Origin of the sequence: Dyadobacter sp. CY356 (assembly GCF_021440195.1) — a bacterium.
Lineage (GTDB): Bacteria > Bacteroidota > Bacteroidia > Cytophagales > Spirosomataceae > Dyadobacter.
Genome location: NZ_JAJTSZ010000001.1, coordinates 603,727 through 619,234 on the forward strand (window position 1 = coordinate 603,727; position 15,508 = coordinate 619,234).

The following is a 15,508-nucleotide window of genomic DNA, read 5'->3' on the forward strand; positions in this document are numbered from 1 at the left end:
ACGACAATAGAAATGGAAACGAACACAATTGATCAAATCGAAAAAGTAATCTATACCGGAAAAACACATACAACCGGCGGCCGTGACGGTGCTTCTCAAAGTTCGGATAAGCGACTGGAAATCAAACTTTCCTCGTCTGGTACGTCTGGCAAAGGAACCAATCCTGAACAGCTTTTGGCGGCAGGCTGGTCTGCCTGTTTTCTTGGTGCAATGGGCCTGGCGGCTGGTAAATTAAAAATAACACTGCCAGTTGATACTGCAATCGATACTGAAATTGATCTGGGAACTGGTCAGGGAGGTTATTTTCTTCAGGCCCGTTTAAATGTAAGCTTGCCGGGCGTTGATAAGGAATTAGCGCAAACCATTGTAGATGAAGCACATCAGACTTGTCCGTATTCAAAAGCTACACGAGGTAATATTGATGTGGTAATAAGCCTTGTTTAGGTTTCGAAAGACAAAGATTTCTAAAAGATATTTATAGTAATAAACGTAGCATTTGCGGCTATTCTTTCTGAGAATGGCCGCATTTTTGATCTATATTGGTTTTTCATCCATTTCAATTCCAGCCAGCATATGTTCCAGAATAGGCTTACATTTTTCATGGCAGGCCGGATAAAAATGCCCGTGTTGCCAGTAATCAGATTTTGGAGATAATCCCCACCAGAATTCTGCCATGGCAATAGGCTGCATGTTTTGCTGAAATGCATATTGGAGTAACTTCGGAGCTGCACATTCACCGGCTCCCGCTGGCGGATTTCTATACGACGCATCTTCAAATATATCGCATAGACTTTTCTCCTCACCATTCTGATTCAGGAAATTGTACTGGTCAAAAATCTCTTGTTGCAGGGATATCGAATGCGCTTTCCGGTTTGCTTTCAGGTATTCAACTTTTTCCTGGTTTTCGGATAGCTGATCTTCGAGAACCTTAATCTGATGATTGATAAGCGAAAGTTTTTCCATCCCTGCGTTCAGAAATCCTCCGTCTGCCATGCCGTCAAAAATGGGCGGGACAAATTTACTATGATGATTTCCACCAGCCAGTTTTCCGGAGAAAGCTGATAAATAGCCAATTTCATCGTACTCAGTTTTTACTACCAAAACACCAAACATTTTCCCTACCACCGCACCTTCCTGATCAGCTTTTAATCCGAAATTATGATCCCATTCTTCCTGATTTTCCAGGTGCGATTGCAGTTTTTCAACAGCAAGCAGAGCAAGCGGATGTGGCTCGTAATCAAAAGGAAAGGTAAATTTGGCAGGTAAGTCATACACAACCAGTGATTCATCTAAACGGCTGAAAATCGTATCTGCGAAAGAAAGAGGCTGTGTCAAAAGTTGATTGTAAAATTCGATATTATACCAGTGTATGGAAAAAGCATGCGAAATTAACAATATTCAATAACTTTTGACCTGGGAAATAGCAAATGAATAAATGAAATTCTGTTTATGATCCGGGATGTAATTTTAGAAACCTAATATTAATACCGTCACGATCAAATAAAGGATTGTCGCTACCGTTGAACTTTTCATGATATATTATTTAAATTTTTGACAAATACTGAATGGCAAAACGTTTAAGCCTGATTTTGAAAGGAGAGATAAGTTTCTATTATCAGATACGGAAAACATTGATCCCGGGTTGCTTGCCTGCCTTTCCGATGGCGAAAAGTGACCTGAATTTGTGAAATATGTAACTTTCTAAGTTTATTTTGTACCTTTTCAAAAAAATGTAAATCCGGGCATTGAATAAGATTTTTGTTTTCCTGATCATTTTAATTTTGCCGGTTGCTTCGTTTGCACAACCTGTTTACACTCTGACGGATAGCTCCATTGCTACCATTAATCAGTACGCCGTCCTTCCCGATCGCGGTTATACTTTTGAAAAAATATTATCTGACACCGCCCTGAATTTTGTTGATCATCATTCAATAGGGAAAGAAAAGGCCACTTATTACTGGTTGAAAATCCGCATTAAAAATCCTTCCTTCTACGCCGATTCCTATAACATTTCACTCAATCTATACCAGAATAACGTTTTATATTATTTTAATGAAAATACCCAGAAGTGGGTAGCGTATCAAAATGGCATCTTAACTCCGTATAGTGGTAAGCGTAACCTTAATGAGTTAGCCTGTATTTTACAGGGGCGAACTGAAAACATAATATATATCAAGGTTTTTGCAGGCATATTGCGCGATTTGAATCAGTCATTTCAGCCAGTAGTTAAAATTGAAAAATCTGATCATACCTATAAAAAGGAGCAGATTATCTGGCTTTCCTGGATTACATCCCTGACAGTATTATTCCTGTTTTTTCTGAATAATTTATATATCTACATCAGTATCCGGGATAAGACTGTCCTGTACTATCTCATTGCTCAGTTGGGTGGAATGTTTTACATCACCGCTTACAAGAGGTTTTATTATATCCTTCTGCCAAATACAGTTTTTACTTCTGCTGTCACCCCGCAAGGTACTCTTCATTCCTTTGATCTGTCGAGGCTATTGATGCATGGTGGAATACTATTAGTCATGTACGGTATTGTGCGATTGACACAATCTTTTCTCAACACAAAGAAAAAGCTGCCGGTAATGGATCTCGCGCTCCGGATTGGGTTAAATGTTTATGTTTCAGTAACGATTGTGCTTGTGTTTTTCAATATTTTTGTGGTCTATCTGGAAGATTATACTTTACTGTATCACAATATTCTTGCTTTGTTACTGATTGCAATACTGCTTTGCACCTGCGTAATTGGTTACCTTCGGAAGTTACCAGCCGCCGCTCCGTTTTTAGTGGCTAACTTTCTGCCTTTCGTTTTTATGCTTTGTACCACTATTTATCACGTTTTTATCACTTATAACGACACAAGTGCTTCATTGATGCCGGATTTTTCTATCATCTCGCAGGCACTTGTATTTTCGATTGCTTTGGTAACACGTACAAAGTCCATTCAGAAAGAACTTAAAGTAAAAGAAATGGAAGCGAGGCAGCTTGAATTTGATCTGAAGGAAATTGGGTTACGGCAAAGGCTGATCGAACTGGAAAATCAAAAAATTAATGCCGATATCATCAATGAAAAAATCAGAAATGAATTACTGGAAGAACGTCTGGAAATTAATCAGCGGGAACTGGCATCGACGACGCTTTATATGGTCCAGAAAAACGAGCTGCTTGCCAGTCTGAAAACACAGATACAGGAGCTGAATAAATTATACCCGGACAGCAAACATCAGGGACTGAAAAGCATCGAATCAATTCTTCAAAGCAATCTGTATCTCGACGGCGACTGGAAAAAATTCAAGTTGCATTTTGAGCAGGTCCATCCTCATTTTTTTGAAAATCTGCTTGCGAAATATCCTTCTCTTACTAAAAATGAAATACGGCTGTATGCGTATTTTCATATCAATCTTTCCACCAAAGAAATAGCGGCATTACTGAATATTGATCCTGCCAGCGTACGCCGTGCAAAGACCAGGTTATACAAAAAAATGTCGATCGTTGAGGAGAATGATTTGCAGGACGACAACCACTCAAATAAATAGCAGTCATCTATCTTAAATTCTGTTCATACCCATTTTTTACCCGGAAATGGGTATTTTTTTGCAGTTGTACACACTTTGTCTACACCCGATTTTTGGTTACAGACCATTTTGTACATTGTTTTGCTTAGAAATTAATTTAACCCTCCCCCACCAGTAAAGATGTGTTTAATGATGGCAAAATTTTTGCCTGAAATTAAATTTCACCTTGCTGCCTGTGATCCGAAAATAATCAGAGGCAGCAATAAAGTAACAACTAACCCAGCACTTTTTATTGTTAAAACGTATGAGCACAACCCCTGGAAGAGGTAATGAAAAATGTAAATCCCTAAGAAAAACACTTTCTGAAACGATCGGATTGATAGTCGTTTTGTATTGCGTTTATTTATTCGGAAGTCTTGTGATTGGCGGATATATTAATGACCAGGCTCTGGCCAAAGTGTTATTGAATTTCTGGCCGGAATGAGGAACAACCGTAAACCTGAATCATGAAAAAATGTATAATCTGAATTCCTGTAACCTGGATGATAGGTTACCGGAGCTTGCATGATTAAAGTCAATTCGAGCAGAGACTATTTGTAATGAATAGTCTTTGCTTTTTTAATGGGGGACTGATAATTAGGATGAAAATGATTGTCTTACAAACGATTTTTGCCATGTGCGTATATTTAGCTGCTGAAAAATCCTTATTTTGCAGTTCAGAATAATTTACCTCACATCCTATTACCAGGTATTAACCCTTATGAAGAAATTAATTACAATCCTTTTGCCCGTTTTTCTGGCTGGTTCCGCGTTTTCGCAGCAAGCGACGCTGACAGCTGATGACTATCAAAAAGCAGAAAGTTTTTTATCGCCCAACACCCAGAAGTATGTCGACAATGTGGCCGGAAAACCTACCTGGATTTCACGAGAGCGTTTTTGGTATCGTACATTGACGGCTCAGGGCAGCGAATTTATTTTAGTGAATGCGCTCAAAGGAACTCGCCTGCCGGCGTTTAACCAGGCAAAACTGGCGCAGTCTCTTTCTGCTGCGAGCGGAAAGAGTTACACCGCATTTATGCTTCCATTTCAAACTTTCACTTTTTCGACAGATGAAAAGTCGGTCCTGTTTGCAGCGGGCGGGAAACAGTGGAAATGTGATTTGAAAACGTATCAAGTTGTTGAGGATACCTCGGCAAAAATAAAAACGGACGAAGATTCGAAGAACGAAATGTTGTCTCCCGATGGGAAAAAGTCAGTTTTGATCAAAGATTATAACCTGTGGTTACGCGATGTAGCGTCAAACCAGCTTACGCAGCTGACAACCGACGGGGTTAAGGATTTTGGATATGCAACTGATAATGCAGGCTGGCGTCATAGCGACAAGCCGGTTTTGCTTTGGTCGCCTGATTCTAAAAAGATTTTTACCTATCAGCAGGATGAAAGGAAAGTAGGCGATATGTTCCTGGTAACAACCAATGTAGGGCATCCAAAACTGGAAGCCTGGAAATATCCTTTGCCGGGAGATAGTGTTGTGGCTATGCTTCATCGTGTGATTATCAATATTGAAACGCCAAAAGTAGTGCGTTTGCAAATTCCTGCTGATGTGCACAGATCAACGATGGGTGATGATATCAGTCGTGGGGGCGTGTTAAACGATGCCTCATGGAGTCAGGATGGTTCGCAGCTTGTATTCGTTTCGACATCTCGGGATCACAAAAATGAAAAAGTAAGAATGGCTGATGCCGTATCCGGTGCTGTAAAAGAGATTTTTGAAGAAACTTCTGCTACGCAGTTTGAGTCGGGCCAACGTGGAATCAGCTGGCGGTATTTGTCTGCAGGCAAGGAAATTATCTGGTATTCAGAAAGGGATAATTGGGGACATTTGTATTTATATGACGCGTCGACCGGAAAGCTAAAAAACCAGATTACCAAAGGTGAATGGTTGGTAACACAGTTGATAAAAGTAGATGAAAAGAGCCGCCAGATATTTTTTATGGCTAACGGCAAAGAGTCTGGTAATCCATATTTCAGCCATTTATACAAAATCAATTTTGACGGTTCGGGCTTGACTTTGTTAACGCCGGAAGCAGGTTTTCATACGATCTCGCTGTCAACCTCAGAAAACTTTTTCATTGATACCTACTCACAACCCGACGTTGCGCCGGTAACTGTTTTGCGTAATATGAGTGGAAAGTTAGTTGCTGAGCTGGAAAAAACGGATGTAAGCCGTTTGAAAGCCATTGGCTGGAAAGCGCCAATTCCTTTTTCTGTGAAAGCAAAAGATGGGAAAACAGATGTTTACGGATTGATGTATACGCCGACAAAACTTGATTCGACTAAAAAATACCCGCTTGTGGATTATATATATCCTGGTCCGCAAGGCGGCAGCGTTGGATCATGGGCATTTGCAGCATCCAGAAGAGACAATCAGGCTTTGGCCGAACTTGGATTTGTGGTGATCGAACTGGAAGGTACAAGTAATCCATTGCGGTCGAAAAGTTTCCATGATATGAACTATGGACAAATGGCTGAGAATACCCTGCCTGATCAGGTTTCGGGGATTAAGCAGCTTGCAGCAAAACATAACTGGATCGATACCAGCCGTGTAGGTATGCATGGTCACTCCGGCGGTGGGTTTGCCACGGCCTGTGCCATGTTCACATATCCTGATTTTTTCAAGGTGGGTATTTCAGAATCGGGCAACCAGGACAACCGTAATTACGAGGACGATTGGGGTGAGCGCTACATTGGTTTGTTGAAAAATAATGAAAAAGGGGTATCGAATTATGAATTGCAGGCTAATCAGTTATATGCCAAAAATTTGAAAGGGAAACTGATGCTGGCGCACGGTATGATGGACGACAATGTGCCTCCATACAACACGATGCTGGTTCTTGAAGCACTGGAAAAAGCAAACAAGGATTATGACCTGATCATTTTCCCAAACAGCCGTCATGGTTATGCGAATTTTGGTCCTTACATGATGAGACGCCGCTGGGATTATTTCGTTCAACATTTGTTAGGCGCAAAACCGCCGAAGGAATATCAGCTGCATAATGTGGTGGATTCAAGAAATTCGGTGAAATGATTTAATGCATTTACTAATAAATGGGGGCAATCGTATAACCGGCTGTCCCCGTTTTGTTTAAAAAAGAATATTAATTTTTTACTCAATATTATTTCCTAAAATCTTTTCCTGTTTTTTAAACGTCATTAAAAATCAGAATACGTATCGGAGAATCAGGTTTAATCTATATCATCTGGATAATTTTCTGTCGGAAAGGCTTCCAAATATTGCCGTATCTGGTCGTCATTTAATTTTCGATCTACGATTTGCTGTAATTGCTCAGTTGTGGCTTTATATAGACCTGACCATCCACTTGGCGGATCAAGAGCGACACGCAAAAGTTGATACTTTTTATTATAGTTTGCCAGGTAACATGGACCGAAATCCGTGTATCCACTAACCTGGTAAAATTCCCGATTCAGAAGATTTCTTTTTACTTGTTTGTTCAGTTCCTGAATCGTCTCAACACTGCCATTCTCGCAATTCGCCAGTTTCATACCAGTCCTATTGCTGCCTGAAATTTCCCAATAAGCGATCAAAACAAAAAGAGGAAAAAGTACCCAGATAAGAAATGATTTAAGTTTCATTGGTAATAGAAATTGCGAATTCGTTTGAACTGAAAATTATTTATAAGGCAAAAAAATCATCTTGCCGATAATATTACAAATCTTCATTCCTCACCAAAAGCTGATATTCCGTTAGCCCATATCCGGATTCCTCTCTACTTAGAATATTGGAAACCCATCGATCATTTTTCATGGGATTTAATTCAAAAGCTAATGTTTTCACTCCGTTTTCCAGTTTGAAAAACTTGATGTGTTTAAACGTATGAAACGGCGTTGGATTTAATCCGAAGTTACCAAGATCTTCAAAAAGTTTTGTTGTTGCAAGGTGGGGAATGATAACTGTGCTGTCTATATCAACCATTTTGTTAATGCTTAGATCATAAGTTGGTACAGGAAATTGAGCATATAGATCCTTATCTGTCTGGTTCTTTACATAATAAAAAGATCCGCCAACAGGCTCATTGATGATTTCATTAACGGGGCTATCAGGATTTTTACATCCTGAAAACAGCAACGTTAGAAAAATTAAGATTATTCCAGTTTGAGTCCGGTTCATTTTGGTATAAGTTAAGATAGGATACATCATGGACACAGTTTGTGTAAATATGGTTGCTTCGGGTTTTAGATCGGGTAAGTGATAAGGAAATTTTGAGGAAGAATTGTGGGTAAAAGCCACATCGGGAAACCGGTCAGATTATATGAAACATTAGAATTGTTGATAAATATGGCTGGCTCAGTTTTTTTATATTCTTTGTTAAATCAACAAAACTAAAAATGGCAACTACAAACAATCAATCGAACGATGAGGATGAAAATCCTTCAACCCAAAATCAGGTAATAAAAGGCGATAATACCGTTAAGGATCCCGATGAATGGACTACGGGAGCTGAGCCTATGACTGGTGCACAGCAATCTTATTTAAAAACACTTTCTGACGAAGCAGGTGTGGAGTTTGACGAAAATTTAAGTAAGGCAGAAGCGTCAAAACGCATTGATGAACTGCAACATAAAACGGGCAGAGGATTAAGTAATTAATTTTCCCAGTTAAAATAACCGGCTGTTAATGATGAGATTTTTTCTCTGATTAGCAGCCGGTTATCTTTTGTGCAAGTTGGGAAAATTTTTATCCTGGATATTGAATATGGATACATTCAAATTTTTTTAATTAAATAACAGTCAGTAATTTGATTACGAACATATTATATGCGTTTTGACGGGTAACTTCTGTGGTATATTCACTTTTTTAAATAATCAGAAAGTGAAAATTCCTAACACCTTTACCGCCCGTTATTATGTCCGCATTTCGTCCACTTGTTCTGTTGCTGATAATATTTTTTATTGTCCCCAATCCTTTCAGCAAGGCTCAGAAATCTAAAAATTCCGTCGTTGTCGATACCACGCATTTTGATAGAGATTATGCCTTGGAAGCAACCATGCTTGGCTTTTTCGCACCGGATGGTTCCCGTAACCCAACTTTAAAAGCAAACAAAGGAGATCGTGTCAGGATTAAAATCACCAACGGTGAGCTAATGACGCATGACATTTCTTTGGAAAAAATGGGACTGAAAAGTAAGGTGATCATAGAAAAAGGCACAAGCACCAGTCTTGTTTTTAAAGCTGTGGAAAGTGATACCTATTTCTGTTCGGTGCCAGGCCACCGTGCAGCAGGAATGGTGGGAAGTTTTGAAGTAGTGGAAGGTGTGATTTCTGATAAAACAGTGGCCGGAAAGTTACCAGAAAAAGATGGAAGACCTCTGAATCTGAATTTTGAAACAGGAAACTTAACAAACTGGACGGCAACCGGCGATGCTTTCACAAATCCTCTTTTTTCAGAAGATCCGTCACCGGTTCATGAAAAAGACATGCATATAGGCTATGAGGGGAAATATTTCCTGAGTAGCGGTGGTACTACAAATTATAAGCTTACAGGAACGCTGACTTCCATTCCTTTTAAAGTGACCCAACCTTTTGCAGCTTTCCGGGTTTCCGGGGGAGCTTTGCAGGATACAAGAGTAGAACTTGTGCTGGCCGGTACAGACAGCGTCATTTTTCATATTACAGGGCAGGGAAGAGCAACTTTGCAGCCGGCTGTGGTTGATCTTCAGCCTTATCTGAACAAAGAAATTTTTATCCGGATTATAGATAATGAAACCGGTATTTCGCAGATTCCATATATACCCAACGACAAATGGGCGCATATCAATTTTGATGACTTTCTATTTTATCCAAGTCGCCCTGATTTTCCTAACGAGCTGAAACAAAAAGATATCATCGTTTTACCACCTTTGGATCCCGTCCTTAACGCCGGACTTTCGGGGACGGAAGCAGCCAAAGTGATGACGCTGCCAAAAGGTTTTAAAATTACGCTGGCAGCAGCAGAGCCCGATATTATTCGCCCGATCAGCTTTACATTTGATTCCCGCGGCAGACTGTGGGTTGTGGAGGGACATACCTATCCCGTACCTGCGCCGGAGGGACAAGGAAAAGACCGCATTCTGATTTTTGAAGATACAGACGGTGACGGAACGCTGGATAAAAGAAAGGTTTTTACAGAAGGATTAAATCTGGTTAGTGGAATCGAAGTGGGAATGGGCGGGGTTTGGCTGGGTGCTGCGCCGTATTTATTATTCATCCCGATTGATGCTAAAAATGATAAACCCGCCGGTCCGCCGCAAAAATTACTGGATGGCTGGGGCGTGGATGATACGCATGAGGTACTCAACAATTTAAGATGGGGCCCGGATGGCTGGCTTTATGGAACGCATGGTGTTTTCACCCGTTCTAATGTGGGAAAACCAGGTTCTGCTGATGCAGAACGTACCAAAATCAATGCCGGCGTTTGGAGATTCCATCCAACCTCTCATGAGTTTGAGGTATTTGCAGAAGGTTCAAGTAATCCATGGGGTATCGATTTTAATGATTATGGACATCCGTTTATCACCGTTTGCGTGATCCCGCATATGTATCACGTCATACAGGGCGCGCGATATCAGCGGCAGGCCGGACAACATTTCAATCCCTATACTTATGATGATATCAAAACCATTGCTGACCATGTGCATTGGGTGGGAGAACGCGGTCCTCACGCCGGGAACTTCCGTTCAGGATCAGCCGGTGGTGGGCACGCCCATGCAGGAGCGATGATTTATCTGGGTGGTGGCACCTGGCCGCAGGAGTATCGCAATGAAATTTTCATGAATAATATCAATGGCGCAAAACTGAATATTGATCACCTGGAACGAAAAGGATCAGGATATCTGGCAACACATAAAAATGATTTTTTGGCCATGAACGATTCCTGGTCGCAGTGGCTGAATTTTAAATATGATCCGAGCGGTTCTGTTTTTGCGATAGACTGGTATGACAAAAACCAATGTCACAGTCCGAATCCGGATGTTCACAACAAAACGATGGGCAGAATATTTAAAATTACGCACGAAAATGATAAGTGGGTAAAAGTGGATTTGTCAAAAGCTTCTGATATGGAGCTTGTCAATTATCAGCTCAATAAAAATGAGTGGTATGTAAGGCAGGCTCGGGTGATTTTACAGGAACGCGGCCCGAATAAAAAAGTGCACAAAGCATTGAAAGAAATGCTGGCAAATAATCCGGATCCGACAAGAAAACTTCGTGCGTTGTGGACGCTTCACGTTACAAAAGGTCTAACTAAAAAAGATCTTACTGATTTGCTCACCAACGACAATGAATATGTAAGGAGCTGGGCAATTCAACTTCTGACAGAAAGTAAAAATGTCTCTCCCGAAACATTAAAACGGTTTGTTGCTTTGGCACAAAATGACAATTCACCGCTGGTGAGATTGTATCTGACTTCGGCCATGCTCCGGTTGCAGCCTGCGCAACGCTGGGATGTTGTCGAAGCGCTTTCACAGAAAGTTGAGGACAAAGACGATCACAATTTGCCATTAATGGTTTGGTATGCAGCCGAACCTTTGGCAGCCATTGATATGAAACGAGCTTTGCAGATGGCGCAAAAATCTAAATTGCCTAACATTTTGCCATACACCATTCAGCGTGTTGCAGCGATCGGAACGGACGATTCAAAAAAGGTATTGAAAGATTTGAATGAAAAATTGGGACAGTCCGGTTCGCATGAAAATCATGAAAGCCAGATGTTGATTAGTAAGGTTTTGGAGAAATAATTGGTATTCAGAAATAAAAAGTCAGTAAACATGAAGTTCGAATACACTGCAAAATACCATAGTCTTTTTCCTGTAATACTGTTTATAAGTCTGAGCATGAATATTTCATACGCCCAGACCTATACGGCGGGAACTTCAAAAGATTTTAAAAAGACAAAATTAACGGGCGATTTTATTTCGGAAGGTGCAGCTGTGGCGGACGTTAATAAGGATGGTAAAATAGACATCATTGCAGGTTACTACTGGTTTGAAGCACCGAACTGGACCCGCCATGAAATGGCACCTTCACGTATTTTTGATCCTTTGACTGAATATAGTAATTCCTTTTTAAATCTGGGAATGGATGTAAATCTGGATGGCTGGGATGATGCGGTCATCGTTGACTTTCCCGGAAAACCCGGTTTCTGGTTTGAAAATCCACAAAACAAACCTGGCTTCTGGAAAAAACATATCATCGCTGATAGTGTGGGAATAACCAATGAATCACCCAATTTTGTTGATATAGATGGGGATGGAAGAATTGATATTCTGTGTGGGGATAAGGTAAAAAAACAGATGATCTGGTTGCAGGCACCTTTGAAAAAAGGTGAAACGGAATGGAAACGTTTTGCGATCAGCAAGGAAAATGCCCCTGGAACAGAACCGTTTTCTCATGGAATAGGCTTTGGCGATGTGAATAAAGATGGCATAAATGATGTCACCGTAATGGAAGGCTGGTTTGAAGGGAAAAAGGATCCGAAAGAAGGAAACTGGGTTTTTCATAATGCAAATCTCGGTGAACCCTGTTCACATATGCAGGTTATGGATGTGAATGGAGACGGAAAAAATGATGTGGTGAGCGCATCAGCACATTCCATGGGCGTTTGGTGGCATGAACAGATTACGGATTCCAAAGGCAGACTTTACTTCGTTTCACATTTAATGAGCCAAACAACAGCTCAAACCCATTCTTCGATCATGGCTGATCTGAACGGCGACGGGCGGAAAGATTACATTACCGGAAAAAGATATCTGGCTCATCATGGCCACGATCCGGGTGACAGTGATCCACCAATTTTGTTATGGTTCGAGTTTAATTCTACAAAACAGCCGTATTACACAGAACATGTTATCGACAGTGACTCCGGTGCAGGGTTAAATATAACGGTGAAAGATATGAATGGAGACAGTAAGCCGGATATTGTGGTTGCCAATAAACATGGTGTATTTCTCTTTGAAAATTTGACGAAAAAGTAGTTAGTGGTGTAATATATTTGAGCATCGAAATAATAGTATAATAATTTTTACGCATCAACAAAATTAAGAGTATGCCAGAATTATCAGACTTACAAGTATATAGCAAAAACCTGGTTAAAAAGTTGAAAGGGAAGGAGCTGGAAAAAATTGTAATTGTAGAAAAGAGCAAAATCGAAGCTACTGAAAAAGAATTTAATACAGCTTTGTCGGGAAAACACTTGAAAGATGTTTATCGTGTAGGGAAAGAATTATATTTTGATTTTGGGAAAGATGCTCTGGTCAGTATGCACCTGATGCTCAATGGAAAACTGATTCAGGATGACAAAGAGGAAAGACCAAAGCATACCATTGCGGCTTTCATTTTCAAAGACGGAAATCAGCTTGCCATGACAGATTTTCAAAAAATCGCTAAGATTACGCTTAATCCTGAGCCGAATGATGTCGTCGACGCGCTTTCGGATGAACTGACTGCCGTATGGCTGGAGGGAAAACTGCAAAAAAGCAGAGCTATTATAAAATCATTTATTATTGATCAAAAGATGATTGGTGGGATTGGAAATGCCTATGCTGACGAGATTTTGTGGGAAGCCAAAATATCGCCTAAATCTATATCGTCCAAAATTCCGAAGGAAGCTGTCGCCAGGCTTGCCAAAGCTATAAAAGATGTTTTGATCAATGCAGAGAAGGAAATATTAAAGTCTAATCCCGATATCATCAGTGGAGAAATTCGTGATTTTATGGCCGTTCACAACAGCAAACGAAAAACAAGTCCGACGGGAGCTGAGATTATAAATGAGAAAATTGGCGGGAAAAGCACCTATTATACTGACGAGCAGGAGCTGTATTCATGATTTGGAAAGATTGAAATCAGATGAATTTATTCCCTGGCCTGTGTCCTCACAGGACTTGTAATTTAGGTCTGTGGAGACATAGACCAAGAAAAGACCATATAAAAAAAACAGGCTGCCTCAACCCTCGTTGAAACAGCCTGCTTTTTTATATCAAAATATTTTAAGCCTCAACCGAATTAATTTCCTGCACAGTTTGCGAGAAAAGCTGATACGACTTAATTCTTGCCTGATGATCAAAGATATGTGAAGTTGCCATTACTTCATCGACCTGCGTTTTTTCAAAGAATGTTGTCAGTTTGTTTTTTAGTTTTTCAGGTCCGCCGATGAAAGAATATGCAAGCATTTGATTGACGGCATGTTCTTCCTGGAAATTCCAGATATCATCCATACTATCAACCGGTGGCTGTAAAAGTTTACGATTCCCACTGATAACACCCAGAAAAAATTGAAGTATCGAAGTAGATAATTTGTCCGCTTCTGCATCCGTATCAGCCGCGATGACATTGACGCAAGCCATAACATAAGGCTTGTCAAGATAAATTGACGGACGGAAATTTTTTCTATATAATGCGATGGCTTCCAGGAAATAAGCCGGCGCGAAATGACTGGCAAAAGTATAAGGTAAACCCATGGCGGCTGCTACACGTGCACTATCCGTGCTTGACCCTAAAATCCAGATCGGCACCTCTAAACCATCACCAGGAATTGCCCGGATTTTCCCGTTTTTATTATTTTTCGAAAAAAGTGTTTGCAGCGTTTCAATATCACTTGGGAAGTTGTGAACGGCGTTGAAGTTTTCACCTCTGATTGCCCTGGCTGTCATCTGATCCGTTCCCGGAGCACGGCCCAAACCCAGATCAATTCTATCCGGATATAAAGAAGCCAGAGTACCAAACTGTTCTGCCACCACAAGCGGCGCATGATTTGGCAACATAATTCCACCTGAGCCCACACGGATAGTAGAAGTTCCGCCGGCAATGTATCCAATAAGTACTGCCGTTGCAGAACTTGCAACGCTGATCATATTGTGATGTTCTGCCAGCCAGTAACGTGTGTAACCAAGATTTTCAGCTTCTTGTGCTAATTCCAGACTTGTTTTGAATGTATCTGCCGGCGTTTTTCCTTCGATAACTGCCGCAAGATCAAGTACAGAATATGCTATATTTTTTATTTCTTTTGTTTCCATGGATAAGCCTTTTTTATTTTTTAAAAGTCTACGAAAGACATTCATAATCTGTTGATTGAGTCAGTAAGTAACTAAATGTTACATGTTGTAAACTCATAACTTACATGATTTCACAAAATAAAAACGGGTATAGTTGAATAATCGTTCCAAAATTATTTGTCAATTTAAAAAAAGCAAAAAAAGTTTGTTTGAAGGAAAATAAATTACCTAATGAAATGAAAAGACAAGCCGAATTCCGGGGACTGGTTGTTTAACCAATGGCTGACTCATTTTGGGTTCAACCCGAAAACTGATGTCATCAGAAATATCAAAAGTTTTTAAATGTGCAGCCACATTAGCCTCTATAATGGCAAGCACGTAAATTGCAGCTGTGACGACAACAGATGTTTCAAAATATCGTCGATATTCGTCCTTCACTTTTTGCACCTGATTAATATTGTAAAGCCTCGCTGCATTACGTTCACCGTTTAAAATTCCTCCTCTGTAAAATACCGGCAACTTGGAATCAGCGTTGAGGCCGTCTTTTAATTGACCATAACTACTGCTATCCGTATGGCTAAAATCGTGAAATGACAGATACCCCGCAAGAAAATCTTTATAGCGGACTCTCCAATAAATGGCTGTCCATGTGCCACCAGCCAAAGCTGCCAAAACCAGTGGGACTTTCCAATAATCGCGATTGTAGATTTGTCCGCCAGATGGAAAAATCGCTGCAAAAATTGCTGCTTTTTTGGGGACCGGCGTAAATTTTAATTTGTGTTTTTTGGAAGAATCAGATACTGAGAAACTGGCTGAAAGCCCGGTGTTTTTATTTTCAACACGCTCTTTTAGACCCTGCGCAAACAGATAATTGGATACCTGTAATAGTATCCATAGCAAAACATACTTTTTCATAACGGCTAATAATTTGAGTTTATC

The 15,508-nt window shown here is 40.4% G+C and carries 13 protein-coding genes; 8 read left to right on the plus strand and 5 right to left on the minus strand.

The features are described 5' to 3' along the window. Positions 1–12: 12 nt before the first annotated feature. Positions 13–444 (plus strand): organic hydroperoxide resistance protein, encoded by a 432-nt coding sequence (locus LXL81_RS02605; protein WP_234645145.1) that lies wholly within the window; start codon positions 13–15, stop codon positions 442–444. 90 nt (positions 445–534) lie between these two features. Here LXL81_RS02605 and LXL81_RS02610 read toward each other — a convergent pair whose 3' ends face one another. Then, the gene (locus LXL81_RS02610; protein WP_234645146.1) at positions 535–1,395 is read right to left on the minus strand and encodes a pseudouridylate synthase; all 861 of its coding nucleotides are present in this window, start codon (positions 1,393–1,395) and stop codon (positions 535–537) included. A gap of 350 nt (positions 1,396–1,745) precedes the next feature. Between LXL81_RS02610 and LXL81_RS02615 the strand changes: the two genes are divergently transcribed. The 3 genes from LXL81_RS02615 (at position 1,746) to LXL81_RS02625 (ending at position 6,612) form a co-directional block, all read left to right on the plus strand. Continuing rightward, complete coding sequence (locus LXL81_RS02615) at positions 1,746–3,545, plus strand: 7TM diverse intracellular signaling domain-containing protein (protein ID WP_234645147.1); 1,800 nt, start codon at positions 1,746–1,748, stop codon at positions 3,543–3,545. 283 nt (positions 3,546–3,828) lie between these two features. After that, positions 3,829–4,008: a hypothetical protein gene (locus LXL81_RS02620; protein WP_234645148.1), complete on the plus strand. Its 180-nt coding sequence runs from the start codon at positions 3,829–3,831 to the stop codon at positions 4,006–4,008. A gap of 276 nt (positions 4,009–4,284) precedes the next feature. Then, positions 4,285–6,612, plus strand: coding sequence for a DPP IV N-terminal domain-containing protein (locus tag LXL81_RS02625; protein WP_234645149.1), 2,328 nt, complete (start codon positions 4,285–4,287; stop codon positions 6,610–6,612). A 158-nt stretch (positions 6,613–6,770) separates the two neighbouring features. Here the strand turns inward: LXL81_RS02625 and LXL81_RS02630 are convergent, their stop codons facing one another. Together LXL81_RS02630 and LXL81_RS02635 are read right to left on the minus strand one after the other, a co-directional pair. Further along, complete coding sequence (locus tag LXL81_RS02630) at positions 6,771–7,178, minus strand: hypothetical protein (protein ID WP_234645150.1); 408 nt, start codon at positions 7,176–7,178, stop codon at positions 6,771–6,773. Between the two features lie 73 nt (positions 7,179–7,251). Next, positions 7,252–7,713, minus strand: coding sequence for a hypothetical protein (locus tag LXL81_RS02635; RefSeq protein WP_234645151.1), 462 nt, complete (start codon positions 7,711–7,713; stop codon positions 7,252–7,254). A 218-nt stretch (positions 7,714–7,931) separates the two neighbouring features. Here LXL81_RS02635 and LXL81_RS02640 point away from each other — a divergent pair, with 218 nt between their 5' ends. The 4 genes from LXL81_RS02640 to LXL81_RS02655 all read left to right on the plus strand — a co-directional run bounded on the left by LXL81_RS02640 (position 7,932) and on the right by LXL81_RS02655 (position 13,404). Beyond that, positions 7,932–8,192, plus strand: a complete 261-nt coding sequence (locus tag LXL81_RS02640) for a DUF3072 domain-containing protein (RefSeq protein WP_234645152.1) — start codon at positions 7,932–7,934, stop codon at positions 8,190–8,192. Between the two features lie 257 nt (positions 8,193–8,449). Beyond that, a complete protein-coding gene (locus tag LXL81_RS02645) occupies positions 8,450–11,317 on the plus strand; it encodes a PVC-type heme-binding CxxCH protein (protein ID WP_234645153.1) in 2,868 nt (955 codons plus the stop codon). Positions 11,318–11,413: 96 nt separating this feature from the next. Next, positions 11,414–12,553 carry a VCBS repeat-containing protein gene (locus tag LXL81_RS02650; protein WP_234645843.1) on the plus strand — a complete coding sequence of 380 codons (1,140 nt, stop codon included), beginning with the start codon at positions 11,414–11,416 and terminating at the stop codon, positions 12,551–12,553. 71 nt (positions 12,554–12,624) lie between these two features. Next, the gene (locus tag LXL81_RS02655) at positions 12,625–13,404 is read left to right on the plus strand and encodes a DNA-formamidopyrimidine glycosylase family protein (protein ID WP_234645154.1); all 780 of its coding nucleotides are present in this window, start codon (positions 12,625–12,627) and stop codon (positions 13,402–13,404) included. 160 nt (positions 13,405–13,564) lie between these two features. On the opposite strand, the gene LXL81_RS02660 is transcribed toward LXL81_RS02655, so the two are convergent. Together LXL81_RS02660 and LXL81_RS02665 are read right to left on the minus strand one after the other, a co-directional pair. Continuing rightward, positions 13,565–14,590, minus strand: a complete 1,026-nt coding sequence (locus tag LXL81_RS02660) for an LLM class flavin-dependent oxidoreductase (RefSeq protein WP_234645155.1) — start codon at positions 14,588–14,590, stop codon at positions 13,565–13,567. A 207-nt stretch (positions 14,591–14,797) separates the two neighbouring features. Next, the gene (locus LXL81_RS02665) at positions 14,798–15,484 is read right to left on the minus strand and encodes a DUF5683 domain-containing protein (protein ID WP_234645156.1); all 687 of its coding nucleotides are present in this window, start codon (positions 15,482–15,484) and stop codon (positions 14,798–14,800) included. Between the last annotated feature and the right edge of the window lie 24 nt (positions 15,485–15,508).